31 protein-coding genes are annotated in these 26,580 nt (G+C 68.4%); 19 read left to right on the top strand and 12 right to left on the bottom strand.

What is annotated here, in order from left to right; translation table 11 throughout:
• The first annotated feature begins 154 nt into the window (after positions 1-154).
• Genes WS64_RS07390 through WS64_RS07365 form a run of 6 tightly spaced genes read left to right on the top strand, consistent with a single transcriptional unit; the run spans position 155 to position 5,578 of the window.
• Positions 155-1,297: an acyl-CoA dehydrogenase family protein gene (locus WS64_RS07390; RefSeq protein ID WP_059585366.1), complete on the top strand. Its 1,143-nt coding sequence runs from the start codon at positions 155-157 to the stop codon at positions 1,295-1,297.
• A gap of 49 nt (positions 1,298-1,346) precedes the next feature.
• The gene (locus tag WS64_RS07385; RefSeq protein ID WP_060318623.1) at positions 1,347-2,249 is read left to right on the top strand and encodes an HpcH/HpaI aldolase/citrate lyase family protein; all 903 of its coding nucleotides are present in this window, start codon (positions 1,347-1,349) and stop codon (positions 2,247-2,249) included.
• Positions 2,250-2,257: 8 nt separating this feature from the next.
• On the top strand, positions 2,258-2,911 hold the full coding sequence (locus WS64_RS07380; RefSeq protein ID WP_059585364.1) for a pyridoxine/pyridoxamine 5'-phosphate oxidase: 654 nt from the start codon (positions 2,258-2,260) through the stop codon (positions 2,909-2,911).
• On the top strand, positions 2,902-4,137 hold the full coding sequence (gene metC, locus WS64_RS07375; protein WP_081103793.1) for a cystathionine beta-lyase: 1,236 nt from the start codon (positions 2,902-2,904) through the stop codon (positions 4,135-4,137). Before WS64_RS07380 ends, metC begins: the two co-directional genes overlap by 10 nt.
• Complete coding sequence (locus tag WS64_RS07370) at positions 4,131-4,775, top strand: glutathione S-transferase family protein (protein ID WP_081103841.1); 645 nt, start codon at positions 4,131-4,133, stop codon at positions 4,773-4,775. Before metC ends, WS64_RS07370 begins: the two co-directional genes overlap by 7 nt.
• A gap of 20 nt (positions 4,776-4,795) precedes the next feature.
• On the top strand, positions 4,796-5,578 hold the full coding sequence (locus WS64_RS07365; protein WP_081103792.1) for a glutamine amidotransferase: 783 nt from the start codon (positions 4,796-4,798) through the stop codon (positions 5,576-5,578).
• Here WS64_RS07365 and WS64_RS07360 read toward each other — a convergent pair.
• The 5 genes from WS64_RS07360 to WS64_RS07340 form a co-directional block, all read right to left on the bottom strand.
• The gene (locus WS64_RS07360) at positions 5,501-6,235 is read right to left on the bottom strand and encodes an autoinducer binding domain-containing protein (RefSeq protein WP_081059346.1); all 735 of its coding nucleotides are present in this window, start codon (positions 6,233-6,235) and stop codon (positions 5,501-5,503) included. The genes WS64_RS07365 and WS64_RS07360 overlap by 78 nt on opposite strands.
• A gap of 85 nt (positions 6,236-6,320) precedes the next feature.
• Entirely contained in the window at positions 6,321-6,752 is a 432-nt protein-coding gene (locus WS64_RS07355; RefSeq protein WP_059585360.1) for a hypothetical protein, read from the bottom strand.
• A gap of 59 nt (positions 6,753-6,811) precedes the next feature.
• Positions 6,812-8,350, bottom strand: a complete 1,539-nt coding sequence (locus WS64_RS07350; protein ID WP_060966130.1) for a DHA2 family efflux MFS transporter permease subunit — start codon at positions 8,348-8,350, stop codon at positions 6,812-6,814.
• Positions 8,347-9,711 carry an efflux RND transporter periplasmic adaptor subunit gene (locus tag WS64_RS07345; RefSeq protein ID WP_081103791.1) on the bottom strand — a complete coding sequence of 455 codons (1,365 nt, stop codon included), beginning with the start codon at positions 9,709-9,711 and terminating at the stop codon, positions 8,347-8,349. Before WS64_RS07345 ends, WS64_RS07350 begins: the two co-directional genes overlap by 4 nt.
• A 9-nt stretch (positions 9,712-9,720) precedes the next feature.
• Complete coding sequence (locus WS64_RS07340) at positions 9,721-11,160, bottom strand: efflux transporter outer membrane subunit (RefSeq protein ID WP_244166579.1); 1,440 nt, start codon at positions 11,158-11,160, stop codon at positions 9,721-9,723.
• Positions 11,161-11,323: 163 nt separating this feature from the next.
• Here WS64_RS07340 and WS64_RS07335 point away from each other — a divergent pair, with 163 nt between their 5' ends.
• On the top strand, positions 11,324-12,160 hold the full coding sequence (locus WS64_RS07335) for an AraC family transcriptional regulator (RefSeq protein WP_059585357.1): 837 nt from the start codon (positions 11,324-11,326) through the stop codon (positions 12,158-12,160).
• 119 nt (positions 12,161-12,279) lie between these two features.
• Positions 12,280-13,647: a glutamate--cysteine ligase gene (locus WS64_RS07330; protein ID WP_060966916.1), complete on the top strand. Its 1,368-nt coding sequence runs from the start codon at positions 12,280-12,282 to the stop codon at positions 13,645-13,647.
• A gap of 19 nt (positions 13,648-13,666) precedes the next feature.
• On the opposite strand, the gene WS64_RS07325 is transcribed toward WS64_RS07330, so the two are convergent.
• Entirely contained in the window at positions 13,667-14,779 is a 1,113-nt protein-coding gene (locus WS64_RS07325; RefSeq protein ID WP_060966128.1) for a 3-deoxy-7-phosphoheptulonate synthase, read from the bottom strand.
• A 384-nt stretch (positions 14,780-15,163) separates the two neighbouring features.
• Here WS64_RS07325 and WS64_RS07320 point away from each other — a divergent pair, with 384 nt between their 5' ends.
• The 4 genes from WS64_RS07320 (at position 15,164) to WS64_RS07305 (ending at position 17,966) form a co-directional block, all read left to right on the top strand.
• The gene (locus WS64_RS07320; protein WP_059585355.1) at positions 15,164-15,574 is read left to right on the top strand and encodes an acyl-CoA thioesterase; all 411 of its coding nucleotides are present in this window, start codon (positions 15,164-15,166) and stop codon (positions 15,572-15,574) included.
• A 28-nt stretch (positions 15,575-15,602) separates the two neighbouring features.
• Positions 15,603-16,250 (top strand): hypothetical protein, encoded by a 648-nt coding sequence (locus tag WS64_RS07315; RefSeq protein ID WP_060966127.1) that lies wholly within the window; start codon positions 15,603-15,605, stop codon positions 16,248-16,250.
• Positions 16,247-16,798 (top strand): shikimate kinase, encoded by a 552-nt coding sequence (locus WS64_RS07310; protein WP_060966126.1) that lies wholly within the window; start codon positions 16,247-16,249, stop codon positions 16,796-16,798. The genes WS64_RS07315 and WS64_RS07310 overlap by 4 nt, the downstream gene beginning before the upstream one ends.
• A 460-nt stretch (positions 16,799-17,258) precedes the next feature.
• Positions 17,259-17,966, top strand: coding sequence for an SDR family NAD(P)-dependent oxidoreductase (locus WS64_RS07305; RefSeq protein WP_060966125.1), 708 nt, complete (start codon positions 17,259-17,261; stop codon positions 17,964-17,966).
• A gap of 31 nt (positions 17,967-17,997) precedes the next feature.
• On the opposite strand, the gene WS64_RS07300 is transcribed toward WS64_RS07305, so the two are convergent.
• Positions 17,998-18,963 carry a LysR family transcriptional regulator gene (locus WS64_RS07300; RefSeq protein WP_060966124.1) on the bottom strand — a complete coding sequence of 322 codons (966 nt, stop codon included), beginning with the start codon at positions 18,961-18,963 and terminating at the stop codon, positions 17,998-18,000.
• Between the two features lie 215 nt (positions 18,964-19,178).
• Between WS64_RS07300 and WS64_RS07295 the strand changes: the two genes are divergently transcribed.
• The 6 genes from WS64_RS07295 (at position 19,179) to WS64_RS07270 (ending at position 22,390) form a co-directional block, all read left to right on the top strand.
• Positions 19,179-19,643, top strand: coding sequence for a RidA family protein (locus WS64_RS07295; protein WP_059585377.1), 465 nt, complete (start codon positions 19,179-19,181; stop codon positions 19,641-19,643).
• A 271-nt stretch (positions 19,644-19,914) separates the two neighbouring features.
• Positions 19,915-20,334 carry an organic hydroperoxide resistance protein gene (locus WS64_RS07290; RefSeq protein ID WP_060966915.1) on the top strand — a complete coding sequence of 140 codons (420 nt, stop codon included), beginning with the start codon at positions 19,915-19,917 and terminating at the stop codon, positions 20,332-20,334.
• A 66-nt stretch (positions 20,335-20,400) separates the two neighbouring features.
• Positions 20,401-20,727 (top strand): DUF4148 domain-containing protein, encoded by a 327-nt coding sequence (locus WS64_RS07285; RefSeq protein ID WP_059643487.1) that lies wholly within the window; start codon positions 20,401-20,403, stop codon positions 20,725-20,727.
• Positions 20,728-20,791: 64 nt separating this feature from the next.
• Entirely contained in the window at positions 20,792-21,118 is a 327-nt protein-coding gene (locus WS64_RS07280; protein WP_059585374.1) for a DUF4148 domain-containing protein, read from the top strand.
• A gap of 73 nt (positions 21,119-21,191) precedes the next feature.
• Complete coding sequence (locus WS64_RS07275) at positions 21,192-21,521, top strand: DUF4148 domain-containing protein (RefSeq protein ID WP_060966123.1); 330 nt, start codon at positions 21,192-21,194, stop codon at positions 21,519-21,521.
• Between the two features lie 152 nt (positions 21,522-21,673).
• Positions 21,674-22,390, top strand: coding sequence for a GNAT family N-acetyltransferase (locus WS64_RS07270; RefSeq protein ID WP_060966122.1), 717 nt, complete (start codon positions 21,674-21,676; stop codon positions 22,388-22,390).
• 52 nt (positions 22,391-22,442) lie between these two features.
• Here the strand turns inward: WS64_RS07270 and WS64_RS07265 are convergent, their stop codons facing one another.
• The 3 genes from WS64_RS07265 to WS64_RS07260 form a co-directional block, all read right to left on the bottom strand.
• On the bottom strand, positions 22,443-22,898 hold the full coding sequence (locus WS64_RS07265; RefSeq protein ID WP_060966121.1) for a MarR family winged helix-turn-helix transcriptional regulator: 456 nt from the start codon (positions 22,896-22,898) through the stop codon (positions 22,443-22,445).
• A gap of 107 nt (positions 22,899-23,005) precedes the next feature.
• The gene (locus WS64_RS35490) at positions 23,006-23,134 is read right to left on the bottom strand and encodes a hypothetical protein (protein WP_256122098.1); all 129 of its coding nucleotides are present in this window, start codon (positions 23,132-23,134) and stop codon (positions 23,006-23,008) included.
• Positions 23,131-23,502, bottom strand: coding sequence for a GFA family protein (locus WS64_RS07260; protein ID WP_059585349.1), 372 nt, complete (start codon positions 23,500-23,502; stop codon positions 23,131-23,133). The genes WS64_RS35490 and WS64_RS07260 overlap by 4 nt, the downstream gene beginning before the upstream one ends.
• 260 nt (positions 23,503-23,762) lie before the next feature.
• Here WS64_RS07260 and WS64_RS07255 point away from each other — a divergent pair, with 260 nt between their 5' ends.
• Positions 23,763-24,395: a hypothetical protein gene (locus WS64_RS07255; RefSeq protein ID WP_059585348.1), complete on the top strand. Its 633-nt coding sequence runs from the start codon at positions 23,763-23,765 to the stop codon at positions 24,393-24,395.
• Positions 24,396-24,405: 10 nt separating this feature from the next.
• Here the strand turns inward: WS64_RS07255 and WS64_RS07250 are convergent, their stop codons facing one another.
• Together WS64_RS07250 and WS64_RS07245 are read right to left on the bottom strand one after the other, a co-directional pair.
• Entirely contained in the window at positions 24,406-25,539 is a 1,134-nt protein-coding gene (locus WS64_RS07250) for an AAA family ATPase (RefSeq protein WP_059585373.1), read from the bottom strand.
• A 41-nt stretch (positions 25,540-25,580) separates the two neighbouring features.
• Positions 25,581-26,450 carry an RNA ligase family protein gene (locus WS64_RS07245; RefSeq protein ID WP_060966120.1) on the bottom strand — a complete coding sequence of 290 codons (870 nt, stop codon included), beginning with the start codon at positions 26,448-26,450 and terminating at the stop codon, positions 25,581-25,583.
• Positions 26,451-26,580 lie beyond the last annotated feature (130 nt).

Genomic DNA, 26,580 nt, shown 5'->3' with positions numbered 1-26,580 from the left:
GCGAAGCCGGCACGCCATGTGCCGGTGTCATCGCCGTCATTGGGGCGGCAACTACCACTACTGCCAGTACCTGCGCTGTCCGTGCCCCCTTAACCTTGTCGTCATCGCTGGCGCGCCGTCGAAGGCCGCGCCGCTTCGACCGGAGACACGACAGATGCCATTTGACTGGACGCAGGAGCAGCACGCGACGCGGGCGCGGTTTCGCGACATTGGCGCCGGAATCGCCGCCGCCGTGGAACGCGACGGCCGCGCGCCCGCCGGATTCGACGAAGCCGGCTGGATGAAGCTCGGGCAGGAAGGACTGTGGGACATGATCGTGCCGCAGACGTATGGCGGCGACGGTCACGGCTGGTGGCACTTTTCCGCAGCGCTCGAAGGGCTTGCGTCATCGATCCGCCGCCCGGCGCTGCTGTTGTCGGTGATCGCGCAGGCCGGCATGGTGCGCGCACTCGAACGGTATGGCACGGCCGCGCAGCAGGACCGCTATTTCGGTGCGATCCTGCGTGGCGAACTGAGCGCGACCGCGATTGCCGAGCCGGGCACCGGCACCGACGTGCGCAGCATCGCGACGACGCTCGCCGAGCACGGCGACGGCTACAGGCTGACCGGCAGCAAATTCAATATCGCGCATGCGCCGCTCGCGCGCTTCATCCTCGTCGTCACGCGCATCGAAACGCCGGGCCGGCGCAACACCGCGCTCGTGATCGTCGATCGCGACCAGCCGGGCATCACGGTGAGCCCGCCCGACCGCAAACTGGGCCTCGACGACCTGCCCACCGGCGCGCTGCATTTCGACGACTGTCCGATCACGCGCGGGCAGCTGCTCGGCGAACCGGGCGCCGGGCTCGGCAACCTGATCGACATCATCTCGCTCGGCCGGCTCTATTACGGCCTCGTCGCCGCCCAGGTGACGGCGCCCTATCTGCGCGACGCGATCGGCTATTGCCGCGAGCGACGCAGTTTCGACAGCACGATCGATGTCCACCAGTACGTGCAGCGCCGCCTCGTCGATTTGCAGATCGGCATCGAGCGCGGCACGTGGCTCGCGCGCGGCGCGCTCGCCCAGTTGCTGACGGATCACCCGCACGCGCTGATGACATGCTCGATCGCGAAGCTCGTCGGCGCTCAGGATCTCGTCGACAGCGCGCTCGGCCTCGTGCGGCTGTACGGCAGCCTCGGCTACCAGGCCGGGCCGGTGGCCGCGTTCGCGGCGGACGCACTGGGCTTCATGAGCGTCGGCGGCACCGAGGAAATGCATCGCAAGAACATCTTCAACCAGATGATGCGCGCCGGCTGATCGCCCGCGCCATCGCCGCGCGCACCGCGCACCTTACAGGAAACCACGCATGACACCGACGAACCGACGCCCTTCCCGCCTGCGCCGCTCCTGGCTGTTTCTCGCCGGCGCCGATCACGATGCGCTCGTTGCCGGCACCGCGAGCGGCGCGGATGTGCTGATCCAGGAACTCGAAACCTTTACGCCGCCCGACCGGCGCCCGGCCGCGCGCGAACTGAGCGAGCGGGTGCTCGCGGGCTGGCGCGATGCCGGCGTGCTGGCGTCCGTGCGCGTGAATCCGCTCGACGCGGGCGGCATCGACGACCTGCGCGCCGCGATGCGCGGCCGCCCGGACATCGTGATGATGTCGTACGTCGCGACGCCCGAGCAGGTCGTCGCGCTCGACGAAGCCGTCACGCGCTTCGAGCGCGAATACGACATCGCGCCGGGCTCGACCGAACTCGTGCCGAACGTCGAGACGACGCTCGGCCTCGTGAACACGATGGCGATCGCGCGCTCGAGCCCGCGCGTGTCGGCCGTGCTCGTCGCGACCGAGGACATGGTGGCCGACATGGGTGCCGAGCGCACCCGTGCGGGCCGCGAGCTCGACTACGTGCGCTCGCGCTTTCGCGTCGAATGCGCGGCGGTCGGCGTGACCGCGATCGACTGCCCGTACAGCTATGCAGACAACGAAGGCGCGGAACTCGACATGCGCGTGTCGCGCGGCCTTGGCTACCAGGCGAAAGCGATCGTCAACGCGCAGTTCGTGCCGGTCGTCAATCGCGTGCTGACGCCGACGGCCGACGAGGTCGCCCTCGCCCGCCGCGTGATCGACGCGTTCGATCACGCGCGGCGTACCTCCGGCGGCCGCCGAGTGGCCGCGGCCGTCGTCGACGGCTTCCTCGCGGAAGTCCCCGACTATCTCGCCGCGCATCGGCTGATCGCCCGCGCGACGCAATTCGGCATCGCGTGAGTACCGCCATGGATACGATCGCCACGCGCTTGAAGGCGCTGAAAACCCTCGCGCATGCCGCGCCGCACGTGCCGGCCGACCACTGGGCCGACACGCCGCACGCGCAGTTCGAACGCTGGCTCGACGAGGCCGTGACCGCCGGCGCGCTCGAACCGCAGGTGACGACGCTGTCGACGGTCCGCCCGGACGGACGGCCCGATGCCCGTTCCGTCGTGCTGTTGAACGTCGACGCGCGCGGCTGGCATTTCGCGGCGAACGCACGCAGTCCGAAGGGCCGCCAGCTTGCGAACCGGCCGTTCGCGGCGCTGACGTTCTACTGGCCCGCGATCGCGAGCCAGATCCGGCTGAGCGGCCCGGTCGAGCGGTTGCCGGACGCCGAAGGCCATGCCGATTTCGCGAGCCGCCCCGAGCGGTCGCGCGCGAGCATCCTGGCCGGACGGCAAAGCGAACGGCTCGACGATCCGGCCGACCTGACGCGTGCGATCGACGCGCAGCTCGAACGGCTGGCCGCCGATCCGGCGCTCGTGTCGCCCGACTGGCACCTGTATGCGCTGGCCCCCGACGAAGTCGAGTTCTGGCGGGCCGACAGTTCGCGCCGTTTCGCGCGGCAGGCCTATCGTCGCGCCGGCGCGCGCTGGGAACGGTGTGCGCTATGGCCGTGAAGCGTGACGAACCGCCGCCGCCGCGCGACGGCGCGCATGACGGCCTGCACGACGACACGCGGCTCGCGCACGCGGGCCGCGACAGCGCCGCGTGGCACGGCTTCGTCAATCCGCCCGTCTACCATGCGTCGACCGTGCTCAGCCCGACGGTGTCGGATCTGCTGAACCGCACGCAGCCGTATATCTACGGCCGTCGCGGCACACCGACGACGGACGCGCTCGAGCGCGCGGTGACGCGCCTCGAAGGCGGCGCCGGCGCGGTGCTGTGCCCGTCGGGCCTGTCCGCGTGCACGCTCGCGCTGCTGTCGTGCCTGAAGCCCGGCGACCATCTGCTGATGACCGCATCGGTCTACGGCCCGGTGCGTCACGCATGCGAAGGCGTGCTTGCGCGGCTCGGCGTCGAGACGACGTGGTACGACGGCAGCACGCCCGTCGCAGCCGCGTTTCGTCCGAACACGCGTGCACTGTACGTCGAGGTGCCCGGCTCCTACACGTTCGACATGCACGACATCCCTGCCCTCGTGCGGCTCGCGCATGCGCACGGTGCGCTCGTCCTCGCGGACAACAGCTGGGCCACGCCGCTGTTCTTTCAGCCGCATGCATTCGGGATCGACCTGTCGATCCAGGCCGGCACCAAGTATCTGGTCGGGCACTCGGATGCGATGCTCGGCACCGTGTCGGCCAACGCGCGCGCATGGCCCGCGCTGAAGCAACTGCATGGCGATCTCGGACTGTGCGCCGGCCCCGACGACGTGTATCTCGCGCTGCGCGGGCTGCGCACGCTCGGCGTGCGGCTGCGGCAGCATCAGCGCAATGCGCTTGCGGTCGCGAGCTGGCTCGCGACGCGCGCCGAAGTGCAGCGCGTGCTGTATCCGGCGTTGCCGGGCGACGCGGGCCACGCGCTATGGCGCCGCGATTTCCGTGGCGCGTCGGGGCTGTTCTCGATCGTGCTGCAACCGGCTCCCGCGCACGCGATCGACGCGTTTCTCGATCATCTGGCGCTGTTCGGGCTCGGTTATTCGTGGGGCGGCTACGAGAGCCTCGCGTTGCCGTTCGAACTGGACGCGCACGGCCTCGCGGCGCGCTGGCAGGCCGGCAGCCGCGGCGTGCGCCTGCACATCGGGCTCGAGGATGCGGACGACCTGATCGCCGATCTGGCGGCGGGCCTCGACCGCTACGCGGCATGCGCGTCGACCGCCGCCTGCGAGGATGCCGCGCGATGCTGACCGTCTGGGGCCGCCGCACGTCGTTCAACGTGCAGAAGGTGTTGTGGCTCATCGGCGAGCTCGGCCTGCCTTACCGGCATATTCCGGCCGGCGGCGAGCACGGCTCGCTGCAGACGCCCGCGTTCGCGGCGCTGAATCCGACCTGCCGGATCCCGGTGATCGACTGGGACGGCGACGTCGTGTGGGAGTCGCACACGATCCTGCGCTATCTGGCCGCGCGCGTGCCGAGCAATCCGTTCTGGTGCCGCGACACGTTCGCCCGTTCGCGCGCGGAGCGCTGGATGGACTGGTCGCAGACCGCGCTCGAACCCGACGTGATGACCGGGTTGTTCTGGGCACTCGTGCGAACGCCGCCGGAGCGGCGCGACGATGCGATCGTGCGCGACAAGGCCGCGCGCAGCGCGGCGCATTACCGGCTGCTCGACCGGCTGCTGTCGACCCAGCCGTTTCTCGGCGGCGCGACGCCGGGCCTGGCCGACATCCCGGCCGGCGCGACGCTGTTCCGCTATTTCTCGCTCGACGTCGAGCGGCCGCCGTTGCCGCACGTCGAGGCCTGGTACGCCCGCCTGTGCCGACGGCCCGCCTACCGCGAACAGGTGATGGTGTCGTTCGACGCGTTGCGCGGCCAGCCGGGCTGACCTTCTATCGACCTCACGACATGACGCATTCCGCCCTTCGTCCGATCCTGATCGTGCTGCATCGCGAACAGTCGAGCCCCGGCCGGATCGGCCGGCTGCTCGCCGCCCGCGGCCATCCGCTCGACATCCGGCGCCCGCCGCTCGGCGATCCGTTGCCGGCGACGCTCGCCGACCATGCGGGCGCCGTGGTGTTCGGCGGCCCGATGAGCGCCAACGACGGCGATCGCTGGATCCGCGACGAGATCGACTGGATCGGCGTGCCGCTGCGCGAGGCGGCGCCGTTTCTCGGCGTCTGCCTCGGCGCGCAGATGATGATCCGCCACCTGGGCGGTCGCGTGAACGCGCATCGCGACGGGCGCGCGGAAATCGGCTACTGGCCGATCGCCGCGACGCCGGCCGGCCGGCGGCTCGGTTCATGGCCGTCGCACGTGTATCAGTGGCATCGCGAGGGCTTCGAGCGCGTCGCGGGGCTCGAGATCCTCGCGACCGGCGAGCATTTCGAGAACCAGGCCGTCCGTTACGGGCCGCGCGCGTACGGTGTCCAGTTCCATCCGGAAGTGAGCTATCCGATGATGCGGCGCTGGAGCACGGCGGCCGCGCACAAGCTGGGGGTGCCCGGCGCGCAGGATCTCGCGACGCAGGCGAACGAAGGCTGCCGGCACGACCGCGCGACGGCCGCGTGGCTCAGCGCGTTTCTCGACCGCTGGCTCGACGGGACGCCGGCATCAGGTCTGCACGGTCACGTCAGAGATGCTGATCAGCCCCCACTCGACCGCGCGCAGCACGGCTTCGTGCCGACGTGACACGTTGAACTTGCGGCGGATGTTCATGAAGTGGAAGTTGATGCACGACTCGGTCACGTTCAGGATGTGGCCGATTTCCCACGAGGTCTTGCCGGCCGCATGCCAGCGCAGGCACTCGACCTCCCGCCGGCTCAGACGCGGCACGCTGTCGGGCGGTGTGTGGCAGCGCGTGCCGGCGATCGCTTCGCAGGCGATGTCGCGCAGCAGCGTGAGCGCCGCCAGATGCCGGTCGCAGCGCTCGCACGTGGTGGCGAGATCGTCCGCGCTCGCGCACGACAGCATGCCGACCTCCCCCTTCGGGCCGCGCACGGGCAACACGACGCCGCTGCGCATGCCGTACGCGGCCGCCGCCTCGTAGCATGGCCGTTGCCCGGGCAGCCCGAACAGCGCGCCGTCCCAGACGAGCGGCAGCGCCGAACGGAAGCAATGCTGCAGCATCGGGTCGATGCGGTCGAACTGCCGCTGCCGGTACAGCGCCGTCCAGCCCGGCACGCCGCTGCTCCACTTGCGCGCGAGATCGAACGATGCGCCGGCGAACGGCAGCACGATCAGCACGACCTTGTCGAACCCCATGCCGGCGGCCGCGTCGGTCATCCGCTGCCATGACGCGTCCGTGTCGCCGGGTACCAACCATTTCAGACAATCCAGTCCTTTCATACAAGCCACCCCGTTTATTAGTTGGAATCTGCAATCAGGCGGACTTGCGCAACCGGTTCGAGGCGTTGCGCGCGAACGGGCCGCGCTAGACCGCCTCGGTCAGACGTCGCCGACCCGCCTGCTTCGCGTCGTCGAGCGAAGCCGTCACGTCGAACGGGATCCCGAACGCCTTTTCGATGCCGGATGCGTTCGCGATGGCCGCTTCACGCTCGTTCGGGTCCGGTTCGACCGACACGAGCGCGCGGCAGACCGCGGCGAGCGCGGCGCGGTTCTGCTTGAGCCACATGCCGCGCTCCTTGCGGTCGTCGTGCGGCTCGTCGGGGCGGGCCGGCGGAAAGATCATGACAAACGGCTCGCCGTGCCGCATCAGCGCGTGCATGTCGTCGAGCCACCGCTGCGCGTAGCCGCGGGACGCAATGGCGTCGTTGCGCACGACGACGAGCGGGAATTCCGTGACGTCGAACACGGCGAGCGCCGCCAGTGCGGACGGCGCGTTTCCAGCGTGGTGGGTAGGCATCGGGTCAGTCTCCATCGAGTTGAACAGCATGGGTCGGAACGGGCCGCGCGGCGCCCGCTTCATCGTTTCGCGGCAGCGCCGGGGCCGAACGGCGGGCGGGCGAGCCACACCACCGCGATCACGGCGAGATACACGCAGCCGAGCGCGAACGACACGTCGTTGAACGAGATCTGGTACGCCTGCGCGTCGACCAGGTTGCCGAGCAGCGCCGCCGCGCGTTGCGGATCGTCGCCACCCAGCTGCGCGAGTTCGGCGCGAACGGACGGATCGAACCTGCTCAGGTGTTCGCTGAGCTGCGCGTGATGCAGGATCGCGCGCCGGTCCCACAAGAACGACGTGATCGACACGGCGAAGCTCGCGCCGAGCGTGCGCAGGAACGTCGACAGGCCGGAGCCTGCGGCGATCTCGTCCGGCTTCAGGTCGGACAGCAGGATGCTGTTGATCGGCATGATGAACAGCGCGAGGCCGAGGCCTTGCAGCAGCTGGATCAGCGCAATGTGCGTGAAGTCGACGTCGGGTACGAAGCCCGCGCGCAGGAACGACGACGTGCCGAGGATCGCGAACGCGCAGCACACGAGCACGCGCATGTTGAAGCGCGGCGCGTACTTGCCCATGAACGGCGTCATCAGCACGGGGATCACGCCCATCGGCGCGACGGCCAGCCCGGCCCAGAACGCCGTATAGCCGAGCGTGCGCTGCAGCCACTGCGGCACGATCACGTTGACCGCGAAGAACGCCGAGTACGCGAGCACGAGCGTCAGCGTGCCGGCCGCGAAGTTGCGATGCGCGAACAGCCGCAGGTTCACGATCGGGTTCGGCTCGTTGAGCTCCCAGATCAGGAACAGCGCGATCCCGAACGCGGCGACCACCGACATCACGACGATGAACGTCGAATTGAACCAGTCGGCTTCGTTGCCCTTGTCGAGCACGATCTGCAGCGCGCCGACGCCGACGACGAGCGCGGCGAGCCCGACATAGTCGACGCGCGCGGCGACCGTCGTCTCGACGCGCGCGCGCATCTGCGCGAACACGCACATCGCGGCGAACACGCCGATCGGCAGATTGATCAGGAACGCCCAGCGCCACGAGTAATGTTCCGTCACCCAGCCGCCGAACACGGGGCCCGCGATCGGCGCGACGACGGTGACCATCGCGATCATCGACAGCGCGAAGCCGCGCCGCTGCGGCGGGTAGATCGACAGCATCAGCGCCTGGGTGGTCGGGATCATCGGCCCGGCCACGAGGCCCTGCAGCGCGCGGAACGCGACGAGCTGCGGCAGGTTCTGCGCGAGGCCGCACAGGAGCGACGCGAACGTGAACGCCAGCGTCGCCCACACGAACAGCCGGACCTGCCCGACACGCTTGACGAGAAACCCGGTCAGCGGCAACGCGATCGCATTGCTGACCGAGAACGTCGTGACGACCCATGCGCTCTGCGTCGTGCTGACGCCGAAGTTGCCGGCGATCGTCGGCAGCGAGACGTTCGCGACGGTGCCGTCGAGCACCTGCATGAACACCGCGAGCGCGAGGCCGAACGTCGTCAGCGCGACGCTCGACGGGCGAAAGCCGGCGTCCGCGGCCGGCATCGGGCCGCTCATCGCACACGCTCCGCACGCACCGCCGCCGGCAGGTTCGCATGCACGACGTCGGCGATCAGGCTGTCGGCGCGCGCGAGCTCGTCGCGGTACACGTCGGTCCTGAACACCGGCGCGTCCTGCGCGCGGCGCGACAGCATCGCACCGCTGCGGTCGTGCTGGTCGACGCGCGCGTGCATCGACAGGCCGATGCGCAGCGGATGCACGTCGAGTTGCGATGGATCCGTCAGCTCGATGCGCACCGGCAGGCGCTGCACGATCTTGATCCAGTTGCCGGTCGCGTTCTGCGCGGGCAGCAGCGAGAACGCGCTGCCGGTGCCGACACCGAGGCTCTGCACGCGGCCCTTATAACGCACGGCGTCGCCGTACAGGTCGGCCGTCAGCTCGACTGGTTGCCCGATCCGCATGTGCTCGAGCTGCTTTTCGGTGAAGTTCGCGTCGACCCACAGCTCGCGCAGCGGCACGACGGCGAGCAGCGGCACGCCGGGCGACACGCGTTGGCCGACCTGCACCGTGCGCTTGGCGACATAGCCGGTGACCGGCGCGACGATGTCGGTGCGCGCACGGGCAAGATAGGCCGCGCGCAGCCGCGACGCCGCGGCCTCGACGTCGGGATGCGACGCGACCGCGGTGTCGTCGACGAGCGCCTTGCTCGTCTGGTGCTGTTCGCTCAACGTCGCGAGCGCGCTTTGCGCGGCGGCGTACGCGCTTTGCGCGGACGTCAGCGTATCGAGCGCATGCGCGAGCTCCTCGCGCGAGATCGCGCCGGAGCGGCCGAGATCCTCGCGGCGCCGGTAGTCGGCCTTCGCCTTGTCGAGCGCGGTGCGCCGCGCGTCGAGATCGGCGCGCGCGCCGTCGATGCTGTTCGCGAGCCCGCGCTCGTTGCTGTACAGGCCGCGCACCTTGCGCACCGTGGCCGCGAGGTCGGCCTGCGCGGCCGCGAGCGCTATCTGCGCGTCGCTCGCGTCGAGACGGACGAGCGGCGTGCCGGCGCGGACGAGGTCGCCGTCGTCCGCGTCGATCGACACGACGGTGCCCGTCACCTGCGGCGTCAGCTCGACGACGTTGCCTTGCGCGTACGCGTTGTCGGTGGACTCGTACCAGCGGCCGACGAGCCCGTACCAGATGCCCCAGCCGACGATGCCGAGCGCGAACACGGCGACGAGCGCACGCACGAGGTGCTTGCGTCTTGCGGGCGGCGGCGTGGCCGGTGCGGCGCCGCCCGGTGCCGGTTGCGTGCGGGCGTCCGACCCGCCTGGCGCGCGCGGCGCGCCGGTGTGGTCGGCCGACGGTTGCTGGCGGGCGCTGGCCGGATCGGCGGCGGCGGGCCGCGCGGGAGTCTGCAGGGTGTTGTCGCTGCTCATGGTTCGATGTCAAGGACGGTGGGAAGGAGTGGCGGCGAGCGCGACGTCGTCCGGCTCGGCGCGGAAGCCGCCGCCGAGCGCGGCGACGAGCTGCAGCGACTGGTCCGCGCGCTGGGCGCGCAACGCGGCGACTTCGCGGCTCGCGATCAGGAGCTGCTGGCGCACGACGAGCGCGTCGAGGTAGCTGCCGACGCCCGCGCGGTAGCGCGCGTCCGCGAGCCGCCATGCATCGGTGGCGGAGTCGAATGCGCGCTGCTGCGCATCGGCCTGCACGGCGAGCGAATGCAGCCGGTGCAGATCGTCGGCCACCTCGCCGATCGCGCCGATCAGCGTCTTGTTGTAGGTGGCGACCGCGACGTCGTATTGCGCGTCGCGCTTGCGCAGCACGCCGCGCCGTTCGCCGCCGTCGAAGATCGGCAGGCTCACGGCCGGGCTGACGTTGTAGGTGCGCGACGCTGCCTGGAACAGCGATGCACCGCCGCGCGTCGCGAGGCCGATCAGCGCGGTGAGACTCACGTCGGGCAGGAAGTCCGCGCGGGCAGCCGCGACGTTGCGGCTCGCGGCTTCCACCCGCCAGCGTGCGGCGACGAGATCGGCGCGCCGGCCGAGCAGCGCGGCCGGCAGGTCGGCCGGCACCGCGAGCGCGGCGGTGGGCAGCGGCGCGGGCCGCGCGAGCGCAAGGCCGCGATCGGGGCCCGCGCCGAGCAGGATCGCGAGCGCGATGCGCGCGCTGTCGATCGCCTGCGCCGCGCGTGCCTGCTCGCGCATCGCGGCCGCGACTTCGCTTTCCGCCTGGCGCTGCTGCGCGACGTTGTCGATGCCTTTCGTGACACGCTGACGCGTCAGCGACAGTGCTTCGTCGGCGCGATCGTATTCGGCCCGCGCGACGTCCTGCTGATCGAACGCATAGGCGAGATTCACGTAGGCGCGCGCGACGTTGACGGACAGCAGCACGCGCGCGGCCCGTGCATCGATCTGCGCGGCCCGCGCTTCGCCGAGCGCGGCTTCCCACGCCGCGCGGCGGCCGCCCCACAAATCGAGATCCCAGCTCAGGCCGAGATTGATTTCGCGCGTGTGGCTGAAGACGCCGCCGCCCTCGCCTTTCGAGAACTGCGTGCCGGACGTGCGTTCCCCTTTCGCGCCCGCGCGGCCGACCAGATGCGGCAAGCGGGCAGCCTGTGCTTCGATCACGAGCGCCTGCGCCTCGCGCGCACGCGCATCGGCGGTCGCGAGATCGGGATTGCCGGCAAGCGCTTCGTCGATCAGCGCATTCAACTGCGCATCGTTCAGCGCAACCCACCAGTCGGCTGCTGGCCAGTCGGCGGCCGGCGCATGCGCGAGGCTGCGCGATGCCGCGAGCGTATCGGCGCCGCGCAGCGTGCCGGCGGGCGTGAGCCCGTCGCGGCTCGCGCATGCGCCGAGCATGGCGAGCGCCACGACTGCGGCCATGCGCGACAGGACGCGCCGCGCGACGGCATCGCGTGGCGAGGGAGCAAGTGCTGCGTGCATCGCGTTCCTCTGCTTCGTTTGGGTTTGAACACGACACGCATTGTTGGACGCTCCCGGGTAAAGCTGATAATGTTGTTTAGACAAAAAATAATGAATTCCGGCCATGCCCATCCGAGAAGCCTCTCCCGCCCGCGCGGCGCAACGCGCCGACGCCGATCCGAGCGAACGCGCGGACGGCCCGTCGCTGATCGCCGTCTGGGGCGAGGACGACGGCAGCAATACCTACCAGCTCGGCACCCGCGAGGTCGACTGGCACAGCCATCTGCGCGGCCAGGTGTTCTGCGTCGAAAGCGGGTTCGCGCACGTGCGCACGCCGCACGGTTCGTGGCTGCTGCCGCCGCATCGCGCGGGCTGGATTCCGCCGGGCGAGCAGCACAAGGTCAGCATCAGCGGCGCGTTGAGCGGCTGGAGCGTCGTGATCGCGCCGGCCGCGAGCCGCCGCATGCCCGACCAGCCGTGCGTGATCGCGATCACCGATCTGATGCGCGCGCTCGTGCGGCGCGCGGTGTCGTGGGCCGACCAGGACCGGCTCGACATCGAACAGGCGCGCATGAGCGTCGTGCTGCTCGACGAGATGCGCCGCGCGCCGCACGAACCGCTGCACTTGCCGATGCCGCACGACCGGCGGTTGCTGCGGATCGCCAATGCGATCCTCGGGCAGCCGCACGACAGCCGCACGCTCGACGCGTGGGCCGAGTGGGCCGGGCTGTCCGCCCGCACGCTGAGCCGGCTGTTCGTCGCGGAAACCGGCACGAGCTTCGCGCAGTGGCGGCAACAGGCGCGGCTCACGCATGCGCTCGAACGTCTGGCGAACGGCGACAGCGTCGCCAACATCGCCGACGCGCTCGGCTATGCGACGCCGAGCAATTTCATCGCGATGTTCCGCCGCGCGTTCGGCGATTCGCCCGCGCATTACTTCGCGAAGCGCAAGCAGCCGTAACGCCGCGCGGCATCGGCCGGCCCCTATCACCCCTGCCAGTACTGCGCGCGCATCGACGTCGCTATAGTCGCCGTGCGACCGGCCGGTCGGTCGCCCAATGTGACCTGTGGAGGATGTCGATGTCGAACGCCGTCGGATCGGACAACACGCCGATCGTCTCCGAGCAGCAGCTCGCCGATCATCTGGCCGCCGGCTGCAAGCCGGCCGCGCAGTTCCGGATCGGTACCGAGCACGAGAAGTTCGTCGTTTCCCGCGCGACGCATGCTGCCGCGCGTTATGAAGGATCGTCCGGCATCGCCGAGGTGCTGGCGCGGCTGCGCGGCGACGGGACGCCGATCGTCGATGCCGGGCAGACCGTCGGCGTGATCCAGCGCGACGGCGCCGCGATCTCGCTCGAGCCGGCCGGCCAGCTCGAACTGTCGGGCGCCCCGCTCGATACGCTGCACGACACGCACGCCGAGCTGCACGCGCACCTCGCCGCGGCCCGCGCGGCATGCGATCCGCTCGGCCTGCGCTGCGTGCCGCTCGGTTTTCACCCTCACCTGTCGCGCGACGCGCTGCCGTGGATGCCGAAGCAGCGCTACGCGATCATGCGGCGCTACATGCCGCGGGTCGGCACGCGCGGGCTCGACATGATGCAGCGCACCTGCACCGTGCAGGTCAACCTCGATTTCGCATCGGAAAGCGACATGGCGCGCAAGATGCGCGTGTCGCTCGCGTTGCAGCCGGTCGCCACCGCGCTGTTCGCGAATTCGCCGTTCCGCGACGGCCGCCCGTCGGGCCTGCTGTCGACGCGTGCGCACACGTGGCTCGATACCGACGAGGATCGCTGCGGCGCGCCGGCGCTGTTCCTGTCGCGCAGCTTCGGCTTCGAGCGCTACGTGAGCTGGCTGCTCGACAACGTGCCGATGTATTTCGTGCGGCGCGGCGATCGTTATGCGGACGCGACCGGGCACACGTTCCGCGATTTCATGCGGCGGCGCATTCCGCACCTCGAAGGCGAGACGCCGACGCTGGGCGATTTCGCGGACCATCTGACGACGGTGTTCACCGAGGTCCGGCTCAAGCGCTATCTCGAGATGCGCGGCGCCGACGCCGGCTCGCCCGACATGATGGTCGCGCTGTCCGCGTTCTGGACCGGCCTGCTGTACGATCCGGCGGCGCTGTCGGATGCCGGGGCGCTGGCTGCCGAGATCGACCGCGGTACGCTGCTCGCGCTGCGTCGCGACGTGCCGCGTACCGGGCTCGATACGCCGGCCGGCGGCCGGTCGTTACGCGCGATCGCGGCCGATGCGCTCGCGATCGCGCATCGCGGCCTGCGCGCGCGGGCGCGCACGGATGCGGCCGGCCGCGATGAATCGATGTATCTCGCGCCGCTCGACGAGATCGTCGCCGGTGCGCCGACGCAGGCCGAGCACTGGCTGGCCCGCTATCGCGACGCGTGGGCCGGCGACGCGACGCGCATCCATGACGAAGCCGCCATCTGAGCGTATCGCGCCGGGCCGCTCACGCGCAGCAGGCGAGCAGCGGCTCGTGCGCGAACTCGGCGCCGAGCGGCAGCGGGTGGCCGCGTCGCCGCGTACGCACCGCGTGCGCGAGCGTCTCGAACAACTGCGCGGTATCGGCGAACGACAGGCACGCGTCCGTGATGCTCTGCCCGTAGCGCGGCGGCACGCCGGGCACGAGATCCTGCCGCCCTTCGATCAGGTTCGATTCGATCAGCACGCCGACGATGCGCGTATCGCCGGCCGCCACCTGCGCGGCGACTTCCGCGCCGACGGCGAGCTGGTTCCGGTACTGGCGGCGGCTGTTGCCGTGGCTGACGTCGATCATCACGCGCGGCGCGAACTGCGCGGCCGTCATGCGTTCGCAGGCGGCGTTCACCGCGGCCGCGTCGAAATTCGGTTCGCGTCCGCCGCGCAGCACGACGTGCGTATGCGGATTGCCGGGCGACGCGCTCGCGCATAGCCGGCCGCCTGCATCGATCGACAGGAACCGGTGCGCGTGCGCCGCCGCGCGCATCGCGTCGACGGCGACCTGGACATTGCCGTCGGTGCCGTTCTTGAAGCCGATCGGAATCGGCAGCGACGACGCGAGCTCGCGATGCACCTGCGACTCGACGGTGCGCGCGCCGATCGCGCCCCAGGCGATCAGATCGGCCAGGTAGCGCGGCGACAGCGGATCGAGCAACTCGGTCGCGGCCGGCATCTCCGCGCCGTTGATGTCGCACAGCAGCGCGCGGGCCGTATGCAGTCCGATGTCGATCCGGTCGCTGCCGTCCAGCAGCGGATCGTTGATCAGCCCCTTCCAGCCGACCGTCGTACGCGGCTTCTCGAAATACACGCGCATCACGATTTCCAGCTCGTCCGCGAAGCGCGCGCGTTGCAGCGCGAGCCGTGCCGCGTAGTCGCGCGCGGCGTCGGGATCGTGTATCGAACACGGGCCGGCGATGACCACGAGCCGGTCGTCCGCGCCGTCGAGCACGTCGACGATCGCGCGGCGGGTCGTATGAACTGTGCGCGACGCGCGCCACGCCGGCGGCAGCGCGCCGGCCAGATCCGCAGGGGACGGCAAGCGCAGCACGGCGTCGCGGTTTGTCGTCCAGGCGTTTGCATGCATGGGGACTGCCCTCCTGTCGATAATGAACGTGACTTTTTACTACAGCGCGACTGTATTGAATGGTGCTTTCAGCGCGCAACTAACATAGTTATCAGTTTCTAATTCATAACCTTATGAATGAGGTAAATAAGCGTCGGATTCGATAATTGAGGATCCTGTCGGCATGCCTGTTCGCGGGTGTGGAATGGAGCGTTCATTGGGTTTTCGTTCGGAAATCAGGCCGTGATCTTGCAGCGGCGAATGCGTCCGCATGCGGCTTTCCGCCACGCTTCGCTATTCGTTCTGATAGTGGCGGCCCGATAGTCGTTCGATTAATTTTCGGATGCCCGACAGGCCATTCGGGCTCGAAAATATAAATCAACCCAGTCATTGCGGAGAGTCACCATGTCGAAACGGCATTACGAAACCCCCATTCACGTCAAGTATCGCGATACGGATTCGATGGGGCATGTGAGCAGCCCCGTCTATTACGACTATCTGCAGCATTCGTACCTCTGCTACATGTTCGATCTGCTCGGCCTGCCGCGCACCGAGAAACTGCCGCACATCATGGTGAAGACGCAGTGCGAGTACCTCGCACCGGCCCAGTTCGGCGACAACCTGACCGTCCGCTCGAGCATCGTGCGCTTCGGCAGCAAGAGCTTCGATCTCGAACACCTGATGGAGCGCGACGACCAGACCATCGTCGCGCGCGGCGTGTCGACGCACGTGATGTTCGATTACGCGAACAACACGACGCTGGCCGTGCCCGACGAATTCAAGACGCGCGTGCTCGAATTCCAGGGGTCGCTGTGATGCGTGAGCGCGCGCTCGGGAGCGAAACGTGAGCTGCGCGGTGGCGCGCGCCCGGCGCCGGATCGGCGCGATCGTCGAGAGGCGGGACGATCGCGCGATCGTGATCGTCCGGCATGCGGCGCAGGCGCTGCTCGAGCCCGCCGCGCTCGAGCGGCACCGTGCGCTCGCGTGCCGCCACGAGGACGAGCTGGAAGTGCTGCTGCAGCCGTGCGGCGGCGCGCACGACGGCGTGCGGACGCTGCTCGGCCGGCTGCGGGATGCCGGCGTGGCCGTGGCGCTCGACGCGGCGACGGTTGCCCACGACGCGTCGCTGCTCGAATTCGCGAGCTGGGTCACACGGTGTACGACGGCCGACGATTCGGCAGCGGCACCCGACGACGCGGCCGTGCCGGGTGGTGCGCTGCTCTACGGGCTGGTCGTGCGATGGCGCGATCTGCACGGCAGGTGGCGGCGGCCCGAGCGCGACGCGGCGCCTGAACGCACGCCGCGGACCATCGCGGCGGATGCAGCCGAGCACATCGCGGCCTGCGATCCGGACGAGCAGGTGCTCGGCGCGCTGCTCGACGCCGATGACGCGTCGACCGGCGCGGCGCTCGACACGCTGTCGGACGCGGTGCGCGCGCGAAGGATCTGCCTGGCGACGCGGGCCGGCTGGCCGCTCGCGCGACGGTTATGAGCCCCGCCGTCGAGACGGCCGGCGGGCGCGCGTTTCTGGTCGGCATGATGGGCGCGGGCAAATCGACGCTTGGCCGCGCGCTCGCGGCTTCGCTCGGCTGGGCGTTCGCCGACAGCGACGACGAGATCGAGCGGCGCACCGGCCGCTCGGTCGCCGCGCTGTTCGACGTGGTCGGCGAAGGCGGCTTTCGGCTGCTCGAAGCGTATATCGTCGACGAGCTGACGCAGCGCGCGAACGTGGTCGTGGCGACCGGCGGCGGCTCGGTCCTGAATCCGCACACCCGCGCACGCCTGAGCGAGCGCGGCAGCGTGATCTATCTGCATGCGGATCCCGATGTGCTGTGGCGGCGTACGCGCGACGACACGCGGCGGCGGCCGCTGCTGCAGGCGGGCGAACCGCGGCAGACGCTCGCCGCGCTGTACCGGACGCGCGACCCGCTGTATCGCGAATGCGCGCATGCGCTGGTCGATACGACCGCACACGATGTCGCGCACGCGACCGCGGAGGTGTTGACGCTGCTGTTTGCGCGGAGGAACGCGCCGGCGTGACGGCGTGACGGCGCGGTCGCTTCCCTGCCCTTCGATTCGACGACGCGCTCGACGTCATACGCGTTTTTGAAGTGGCGAGTTTGGATTTGCGATAGTGCTATCGTGATAAGAAAAGTTATCCGGATAGAGGTATTTTCTTATCCAACCCCGCGTTTTCGTGGCAAACGAATCGACGCTTCAAGCTCCCGGAAAATCGGTCCATCAGGCGCGATCCCGCCCCGCGCCGACATTCTCCCGTAGCGCGCCGACTTGGCGAGCACCCGGCGCGGCGGCGTACCCGACTCCAGCGCGGCGATCGCCGCAGACCCTCGCCTTTTCCCGTCATTTGTTCCCGCGACGCAAGACTGTTGCTCCATGGCGGGTGTTCGAAATCGTGACCGGCACGCCTACAGTCTGCCCATCGGATTCATCGATCCGGTCGGCATCGAGGCCGAACACCATTCACCTGTCGAGGTACATCATGAGCGCATCCAAAGTCATCATCGTCACCGGCGCATCGCAAGGCATCGGGGCGGAAACGGTCAACGCATTCCGGGCACGCGGCCATCGCGTCGTCGCGACGTCCCGTTCGATCGGCCCGTCGCACGGTCCCGATCTCGTCACCGTCGCGGGCGACATCGGCGATCCGGCCGTCGCGCACCGTGTGGTCGATGCGGCAATCGAACATTTCGGCCGTGTCGACACGCTCGTCAACAACGCGGGCATCTTCGTCGCGAAGCCGTTCACGCAATACACCGCGGACGACTATGCACGGATCACGAGCGTCAACCTGAACGGCTTCTTCCACGTCACGCAGCGTGCGATCGCCGCGATGCAGAAGCACGGCGCCGGCCATGTGGTCAGCATCACGACGAGCCTGGTCGATCACGCGAACAGCAACGTACCGTCGGTGCTGGCGTCGCTGACGAAAGGCGGATTGAATGCCGCGACGAAGTCGCTCGCGATCGAGTATGCGAAGGCCGGCATTCGCGTCAATGCGGTGTCGCCCGGCATCATCAAATCGCCGATGCATGCGGCCGACACGCACGCGACGCTCGCGTCGCTGCATCCGGTCGGCCGGATGGGCGAGATGAGCGATATCGTCGGTGCGATCCTGTATCTCGATTCGGCGCCGTTCGTCACCGGCGAAATCCTGCACGTGGACGGCGGTCAGAGCGCCGGGCATTGAGCGCCGGCGTCGAAGCCGCGAGCCGGCGTGTCTATCGCGATGCGCCGGCGCGTTTGCCGCGTGTGCCGGCTGTCGGGTTGGCAGGCGCCTGCGCCAGCTGTTCGACGAGAAAGTCGACGAACACCCGCACGCGCGACGACAGAAAGCGTGCATGCGGGTACAGCAGCACGAACGGCCGCGACCGGCCGCCGACGCCGGACAGCACTTCCACGAGCGTGCCGGCGCGCAGATCGTGCTCGACGATGAAGCGGTAGGTCTGGAACAGCCCTGCGCCGCCGCGCGCGAGCGTCACGCCGGCCAGGACGTCGCCCGACGTGCCGTAGCTGCCGGCCGTCGTGACGTCGATTTCATCCGCGCCGTCGTCGAACAGCCAGGGAATCGTCCGTCCGCTGCTCGGCAGCTCGAACTGGATGCATTCGTGCGCGTGCAAGTCGGCGATCGCGATCGGCGTGCCCGCGCGCTTCAGATAGCCGGGCGTCGCGACGACGACGAGTTCGGCGTCCTCCAGCTTGCGCGCGACCAGGCTCGAATCGGCCGGCGCGCGACCGCGGATCGCGAGATCGTAGCCTTCCTCGGCGAAGTCGACGTTGCGGTTGCTCAGGTGAGTTTCGATGCGTACCGCCGGGTAGCGCTCGCGAAACGCCGGCAGCAGCGGCAGCACGCGATAGTGCCCGTACGGCGTCGGCATGCTGATCCGTAGCAGGCCGGCGGGCGTGGCCTGCTGGCCCGTGGCTTCGCGCTCCGCGTCGACGAGCTGCGACAACGCATCGCGACATTGCTCGAAATAACGCCGGCCGGAATCGGTCAGCCGGATCTGTCGCGTCGTGCGTACGAACAGGCGCACGCCGAGACGCTCCTCGAGCCGTGCGACCGACCGGCTGACCGCAGCCGGCGTGACGCCGGCCGCATTTGCCGCAAGCGTGAAGCTGCCGAGCTCGGCAGCCAGACAGAACAGCTCGATGCTGCCCAGCAGCAGATCGTCGAATTGTCGTTGCATGGGGCGATTCCTGCCGTCTCGGCCATGGGGGACGCGGTGAAGCAACGAGTGTGCATGAATCTCGTGCGGGAAACCAGCCGGTGCGGCGGGCGCGATTCGTTACATGACGTCCCGACTCAATTGCGCGGCCGGCATTTACCGGCTTCGGCCGCGTGACTACAGTGATTCACGGGCCACGCCGGCCGCCCGATCCCTTTTACCGCAAGGAGCACGACATGAGCGTCGAACAGAACCTGGCCGAACTCGGCCTCGCATTACCGGAACCGCCGAGTCCGCTCGGCAGCTATACGGCCGTCGGCGAAGCCGGCAACCTGCTGTTCGTGTCGGGACAGTTGCCGCTCGCCGACGGCAAGCTTGCTTATACCGGCCGTGTCGGCGAGCAGTTGAGCGTCGACGATGGCAAGCATGCCGCGCGGCTGGCGGCACTGAACGTGCTTGCGCAAATCCGCAAGCATCTGGGCGGGTTCGATCGCCTGCGCAAGATCGTGCGCGTCGAGGGGCACGTGAGCTCTGCCGACGGCTTTTTCGGACAGCCAGCCGTGATCGATGGTGCGTCCGACCTGTTCGCCGCCGTGCTCGGCGCCAAGGCCGGACATGCGCGTTCGGCGTTCTCCCAGCACCAGTTGCCGGCCAACGCCGCCGTGATCCTGGTCGTGATCGCCGAAATCGAGGTGGCGTGATGACAGGCCGGACGTGTGGGGCGGCATCCCGTCCCGCAAGTGTTCTCGCGCGCCCTACCGGCATCGGGCACGCACGTCGGTGCACCGTGCAATCGGGGCCGGATCGTCTGAAAAGCTTGTCAGGAAAGGCGCTACACGATCCGGATACATTGAAATACAAAATATCGCATGCGATTTAATCGAATCCGCTTGACGAGAGAGGTCGTCAGGCGGAAACTGCGTCGCATGCGATCGAATCGCATCTGAGACAAACCAACCGACGGAGCAAATGATGAGCAAGATCGACAAGGTGCTGTACACGGGCAAGACGCATACGACTTCCGGCGGCCGCGACGGCACGGCGCGCAGTTCCGACGGCCGCCTCGACATCCAGTTCTCGTCGCCGGGCAGCGCCGGCACCGGCACCAACCCGGAACAACTGTTCGCAGCCGGCTGGTCGGCCTGCTTCATCGGTGCGATGCAGCTTGCGGCGCGTGCCGCGAAGGTGACGCTGCCGGCCGACCTCGCGGTCGATGCCGAAGTGGATCTCGGCACCGCGGGCAACGCGTACTTCCTGCAGGCCCGGCTGAACGTGAGCGTGCCGGGGCTCGAGCGCGACGTCGCGCAACGCATCGTCGACGCCGCTCACCAGACCTGCCCGTATTCGAAGGCGACGCGCGGCAACATCGACGTCGACATCCGGATCGTCTGAACGTTGCATCGGGCGGCCGAGCGCCGCCCTCCCGAATTCCCGATTCCTTTTCCATCGAGGTGAATGATGAAAACCCAACTGATCGCTACCCTGCTCGTCGCTGTTTCGGCCGCTGTTGCCGCACCGGCGTTCGCCAACGAAACCACCGTGACGCGTGCGCAGGTGCGCGCCGAGCTCGCGCAGCTTCAACACGCCGGCTATCCGCTGAACCGCGCGACCGACGCCACCTATCCGAACGATCTGCAGGCCGCGCTGACGCGGATCCATGCGGGCGACGCCGTCGCGGCCAACGCAGCGGCTGCCGGGTACGGCAGCGACGGCGGCGCCGCGACGCAATCCGGCCGCCGCGATGTCGCAAGCGTGGCCGAGCGTTCGGTGTACTTCGGTCACTGAGCACTACGCCGGTACGTGAACCCTGAGTCCTTTTATTCCTGATTCCATTTTGTCGAGGTGAATGATGAAAACCCGCCTGATCGCTGCCCTTCTCGTCGCTGTTTCCGCTTCTGCCGCCGCGCCGGCGTTTGCCGATGCAGCCGTCGTGTCCCGCGCGCAAGTACGCGCCGAGCTCGTCCAGCTGGAACAAGCCGGTTATCGGCCGGGCCGCGCGAACGATCCGCATTACCCGGACGACCTGCAGGCCGCGTTGACGCGCATTCATGCGAACGACGCGGTGGCGGCCGACGCATCGGCATCCGGTTACGGCAACGATGCCGCCGCCGCGACGCAGTCGGGCAGCCGGCCGGCGATGCGTGTTGCCGAACGCTCGATCTACTTCGGTCATTGAACGAACGCGCGAACGGCGCCGATGGCCGGCGTGCGGTGCGCCCCCCTGAATTCCTGAATCCCTGTCGAGGTGAATGATGAAGCCCCAACTGATTGCCGCCCTGCTCGTTGCCGTGTCGGCCGCCGTCGCCGCGCCGGCTTTTGCCGGAGAAAGCACCGTCACGCGTGCGCAAGTGCGTGCCGAACTGGCCGCGTTGCAGCAAGCCGGCTACCAGCCGAATCGCCCCAACGATCCGCACTATCCGGACAATATCCAGGCGGCGCTGAAAAGGATTCGCGACGATGGCGCCGTCGCGGCCGATACGCAGACAGCCGGTTACGGCGGTGATGCCGGCGGCGCCACGCAGTCCGGCAGCCGCGGCGCGATTCGCATGGCCGAGCGCTCGATCTATTTCGGGCATTGAGCGTGGTACGACGAATTCGGTCGCTGAAGTCCATCATATAAAGCGCATGCGATGTAATCGTATGCGCTTTTATTTGCATTGCCGCAACCTGCATCCCCGCCCATCCCGGATTATTCTGTGCGGCACCCCCATCTTTCACGAAGGAGCCGCCGATGCCGGATGCCATGACCGGAAACGCGACAAGCGATGCGCACGTGCTCGATCGCGTTGTCTGGAACGCGCTGACGGGCAAGCAGCACCGCTTTGCGCTCGGCAATGACCGCGCATGGCGGTTTCCGGCGCCCGTGGCGCCGTTTGCCGCGCTCGCCGACACGAGCCCGGCGTCGTTCGACGCGCTGCGCGCGCTGGTCGCCGCACACGGGCCGGCCGCGCTCGTCACGCCGGACGAGATCGCGCCACCGGCGGGATGGTCGGTGATCCGGCGCGCGACGCTGCTCCAAATGATCTGGCAACGGACGTTCGACCCGGCACATGAATCGGAACATGTCCCGCTCGGCGAAGCCGACGTGCCGGACATGCTTGCGCTGACCGCCGCCGCGCAGCCGGGCCCGTTCGGCCCGCGCACGTTCGAACTCGGCCGCTACATCGGCGTGCGCAGCGAAGGGCGGCTGGCCGCGATGGCCGGCGAGCGGATGCAGTTGGACGGCTATACGGAGATCAGCGCCGTGTGCGTGGATGCCGCGTTTCGGCGGCAAGGGCTGGCGGCGAGGTTGATCCGGTCGCTGATTGCGTCGATCGACGCACGATCGGACACGCCGTTCCTGCACGTGCTCACGACGAACCAGGTGGCGATCGAGCGCTATCTCGCGCTCGGTTTCGTCGTACGGCGCGACATGCACCTGCTGGTGCTGGGCGATGCGCACGCGTGACAATTCGGCTGGCGCGATTCACGCGCCGGCCACTCGTCATGCCTGAGTGCCTTTATTCTTCGGTCGACCGGATCAGGTTGCCGCGCAGCGTGACGATCGCCTTCTGCACCTTCGCGAACTCGTCCGGCTTCAGCCCGGTGGCTTCGACCAGGTTCATGTCGAGCCCCTTCTCGCGCACGCGGCGGCCGCTTTTCGTCAGGCTGACGAGCACCTGGCGTTCGTCGGACGGATCGCGGTGCCGCTCCAGGTAACCCATTGCCTCGAGCTTCTTCAGGATCGGCGTCAGCGTATTGGATTCGAGGAACAACTTCTCGCCGAGCTGGCCGACGGTCTGGTTGTCCTGCTCCCACAGCGCGATGATCGTGATGTATTGCGTGTACGTGAGGCCGAGCTCGTCGAGGATCGGCTTGTACGCCTTGCCGAACGCGAGGTTCGCCGAGTAGATCGCAAAGCACAGGAACTCGGACAGCTTCGGCGCGGCGGGCGACGGGGTTTCGGTCGGTTTCATGGACTTCCTCCAGCGACGCGAACGGTCGCAGACAATCGCATTATATATCGCATGCGATCTTATCGGAAGCATGATAATCGGGGTCGATCGGCTCGCGCGCGCCGCGCTCAGCCCGGCTTGCGGCGCTTGCCGGTTTGCTGACGGCTGACCGACAACAACGTGCACTGCACCGGATGCGCGATTTCGGTCGCGAGCCCGCCCGCGGCAAACAGCAGGATCATCAGCCAGCGTTTCATGCGTCCTCCACGACCGAGAGACTCGCACCATCGGCCACCGTCGCGTCGAGCGTGTACGGATCGACGCCGTCGAGGCAACCGAGGTTGACGCGCCAGCATGCCGGGTCCTTGCGGGTCTGGTGGAACGGATAGACGCCGCACCGGCTGCAGAAATAGTGACGTGCGGTGTGCGTGTTGAAGCGATAGCACGTCAGTGCGCCCTCGCCTTCGACGATCGTCAGGTTAGCGGCGGCGAACATCGGGCTCATCAGCGCGCCGCGCCGGCGGCACAGGCTGCAGTTGCAGCGAACGGCCGGCGCAATGGCCGTGCTGACTTCGAATTTGACGGCCCCGCAATGGCAGGATCCTTTGAACCGGGTGGCAGACATGACGGGCTCCGAAAAAGGTCACGCCTGCTTTATAGCGAAGCCGCGCGCGGGCGGTGTATCGCACTGTATCGGCCGTCGGGGCGGATACAGGACATTGCAAATCTACAGCGCGCGGCGACACGTATCGCATTTCCTGTTTCGGCCCTAGAATGGCGGCCGGAGAAACCGCATCCAGGGCCGTCAGCGCGCAGCGTTCGTCGAACGCTTCGCCGACATTCACGCGGTTCCGCCGAATAACGAACAACACCATTACAACATTCATGAAAAGAAGAACATTTCTCGCGCTGCCTGCCATGGCGGCGTCCGGCATGCTGGCCGGCTGCGCCGATTTCGGTCCCGTCACCAAGGAGTGGATGAAGGATTCGAAATACGACGAAACGTTGTCGACCTTCCTGATTACATCCGACGGCAAGCAACTCGTCGTGCTCGGCAAGCGGTATCACTACATCTTCGAAATGCCGCCGGGCCTCGCGACCGTGCTCACCGCGCCGTATCGCCCGAAGCTCCACACGGCGTTCAACGATTTCGAGGCGCATGGCGACACGATCACCGGTCATTACACGATGATGCTGGACTACGCAGATGCGCCGACCGGCTCCGGCACGCGCGAGCGTGCGCTTGCGGACGGCTTCAGGAAGGACTCGGGCCACCTGGAGTCGGAAGGCACGATCAGCGGCAAGCGCTACCTGCCGAACGATGTCACGCCGTCGGCAGTCCCGCAGGCGTTCAATCATGCGTATGGCGTGACGGTGACGGAGAAGCTGTCGGCCGTCGGCAAGGGCGCCAAGCTCGCGCTGTCGCCGATCACGATGGCGGCGGACGGCGCGCTGGGCCTGCTTGGTCTCGCGCTGTTCCCGATCGCGCTGACGGTATTCATCGTGATGGCGAGCTAGGGTCGCCGCGTCAGACTTCGTAGCGCACCGCATGCGCTTCGGTCGGCAGCGGCAGATCCCAGCGCAGCAGCATCGCCTCGAGCGCACGGTTCGTCAACGACGTGTCGCGCCGTGCATTGCGGCGCAACAGCTCCGCGCGGGGCCGTTCGAGGTACACGAGCGTCACGTCGGCGCCGTACGCATACAGCAGGTCGAGCGTCTTCTTGCGCATCAGCGGCGACAGGTTCGTCGCATTCCACACGAACGGCCGCTGGTCGCGCAACAACACCTTCGCGGCATCGATCGCATGGTGCGCGACCGCGCCTTCGTTGCGGCCGTGACGCAGCCCCAACGCATCGCGCGCATCGTCGAACGACACGACCGGCAGATCCGGATGATGGCGCGCCACCCACGTGTTCTTGCCCGATGCAGGCAAGCCCGCCATCACGACGACCGACGAGCCCGGCGTGCGGAACAGCGGATAGTCGGGATGCACGTCCGCGCCGCGGAAGTAGCTGAGTGCGGTATGCGCGTCGGCGAATGCACGCGGCTGGCCGTAACAACCGTCCTCCCGCGCCAGTTCGCGCCACAGCTCGATGTTGTCGAGCACGCGCTGCGTGTCGTGGCAGATGCGGCCGCGGATGTCCGCTTCGGCGAGCAGGCACAACAGCGGCAGGCTGACCTGCCACGACAGTTCGCGCGCGATGAACTCCGGCGTGCCACGGCGCGCACCGCTCATCGCGAAGAACGGCACCTGGTGCACGGCGATCATCCGGCAGATGGCCTCGCGCACCGCGAACGGCACGCCGGCATCCCATAACGCGATGCGCGCATCGATCGCCCCCTTGCGCGAGTGGCCGGGATGGCCGATCGCACCGGTGACGGGGTCGAGCACTGTCGTGCTCGACTTGGCGATGTCGTGCAGCAGAGCGGCCAGGAACACGATTTCCTGATCGGCGCGCGACGCTGCCTGATATCCGGGCAGTTCCAGCAGCGCATCGATCACCATCATCGTATGCGTCCATACGTCGCCTTCGCCGTGATGCGCGGGCTCTTGCGGCGTTGTTTTCGCATGTTCGAGCGCGGGGAACGCCGCGAGGCACGCGCGATAGTCCGGCTGTCGTCCGGGCGCAGGCACGAGCGCCTGCAAGTTTTCGTACTTCATGATCTGGACTCCTGTCGACGCGGCGCGCAGCCGCTTCGTATTCATGGGTTCGAATGCGCAGCCGGACACGACGCCCACGTCACCGTCGGGCACGGCGCATACAGGTCGACACCCGGCGCGAGCAGGTTCGGGATGAACGGCTGCTCCGAGTGATGGCGCGCGGAATCGAGAATCGCCTGCACGAAATCGTGGCGCACCCACTTCAGGCGCGCGGTCGTCGTGTCGTCGGTCTCGACCTTCACGTAGAGCCCTTCGGAGCGCTCCGACTTGTCGCACTGCTGCCAGGCACGCGCGAGATCGAACCCTTGCCGCCGCACGGTGTGCTCGAATGCGCGGCGCCAGTCCGGCGTCTTCGCAAGCGACGGACCGAGCAGCGCCTTGAGGTCCGCAAGCCGCGCCGGCGCCACGCCTTCGTACAGCACGGGCACCGACAGCACGGGCCCGTCGGCGAGCAGTGCGCGCCGCGCGGGCGTCGACAGGAAGCGGCCCGTCGCGCGGTCGAACACGTCGAATTCGAAGAAATGATGCGGCAGCGCGTCGTAGAACACCGCGTGCTTCTTGCTCATCGTCTCGCCGTACATCACGTAGCGATCGCCGAGGCGCTCGAGCAGCCAGCCGGCATGGGCCGCTGCCCAGGTCTTCACGAAACCGAACTGCCGCTCGCGGCCGCCGCCGGCCAGATAGTGGCCGCGCGACTGCAGCAGCAGTTCGCCAGCCGGGCTGAAGCTGATGCCCGTGTTCGCGCCGTCGAGCTTTTCCTCGACGACAAGGTACGCGCCGGCGAGCGTGCGATAGGGAACATGGTCGTGACCTTCGTCGCCGTCCTGCAGGCGTGAGCCTTCAAGGTGCGGCGTGCGCGGGTAGCGGGCGAGGTCGAGCGATTGCGCGTAGGCGCGAAAATCCAGCGTCATGGTCTTTCTCCGGAAACAGGGAAAAAGCCGACGACGTGAACGAACGGATTGGAGTGCGTTGCGGTGTCAGTGCGAGTCCGGGCGCGGCCCTGCGATCACTGTTCCGACGCGATGGCGCAAACGGAAACGG

The organism is Burkholderia anthina (genome assembly GCF_001547525.1).
GTDB classification, from domain to species: domain Bacteria; phylum Pseudomonadota; class Gammaproteobacteria; order Burkholderiales; family Burkholderiaceae; genus Burkholderia; species Burkholderia semiarida.
The sequence above is the reverse complement of the archived record's forward strand: the minus strand, read 5'-3'. Positions and strand labels throughout refer to the sequence as shown.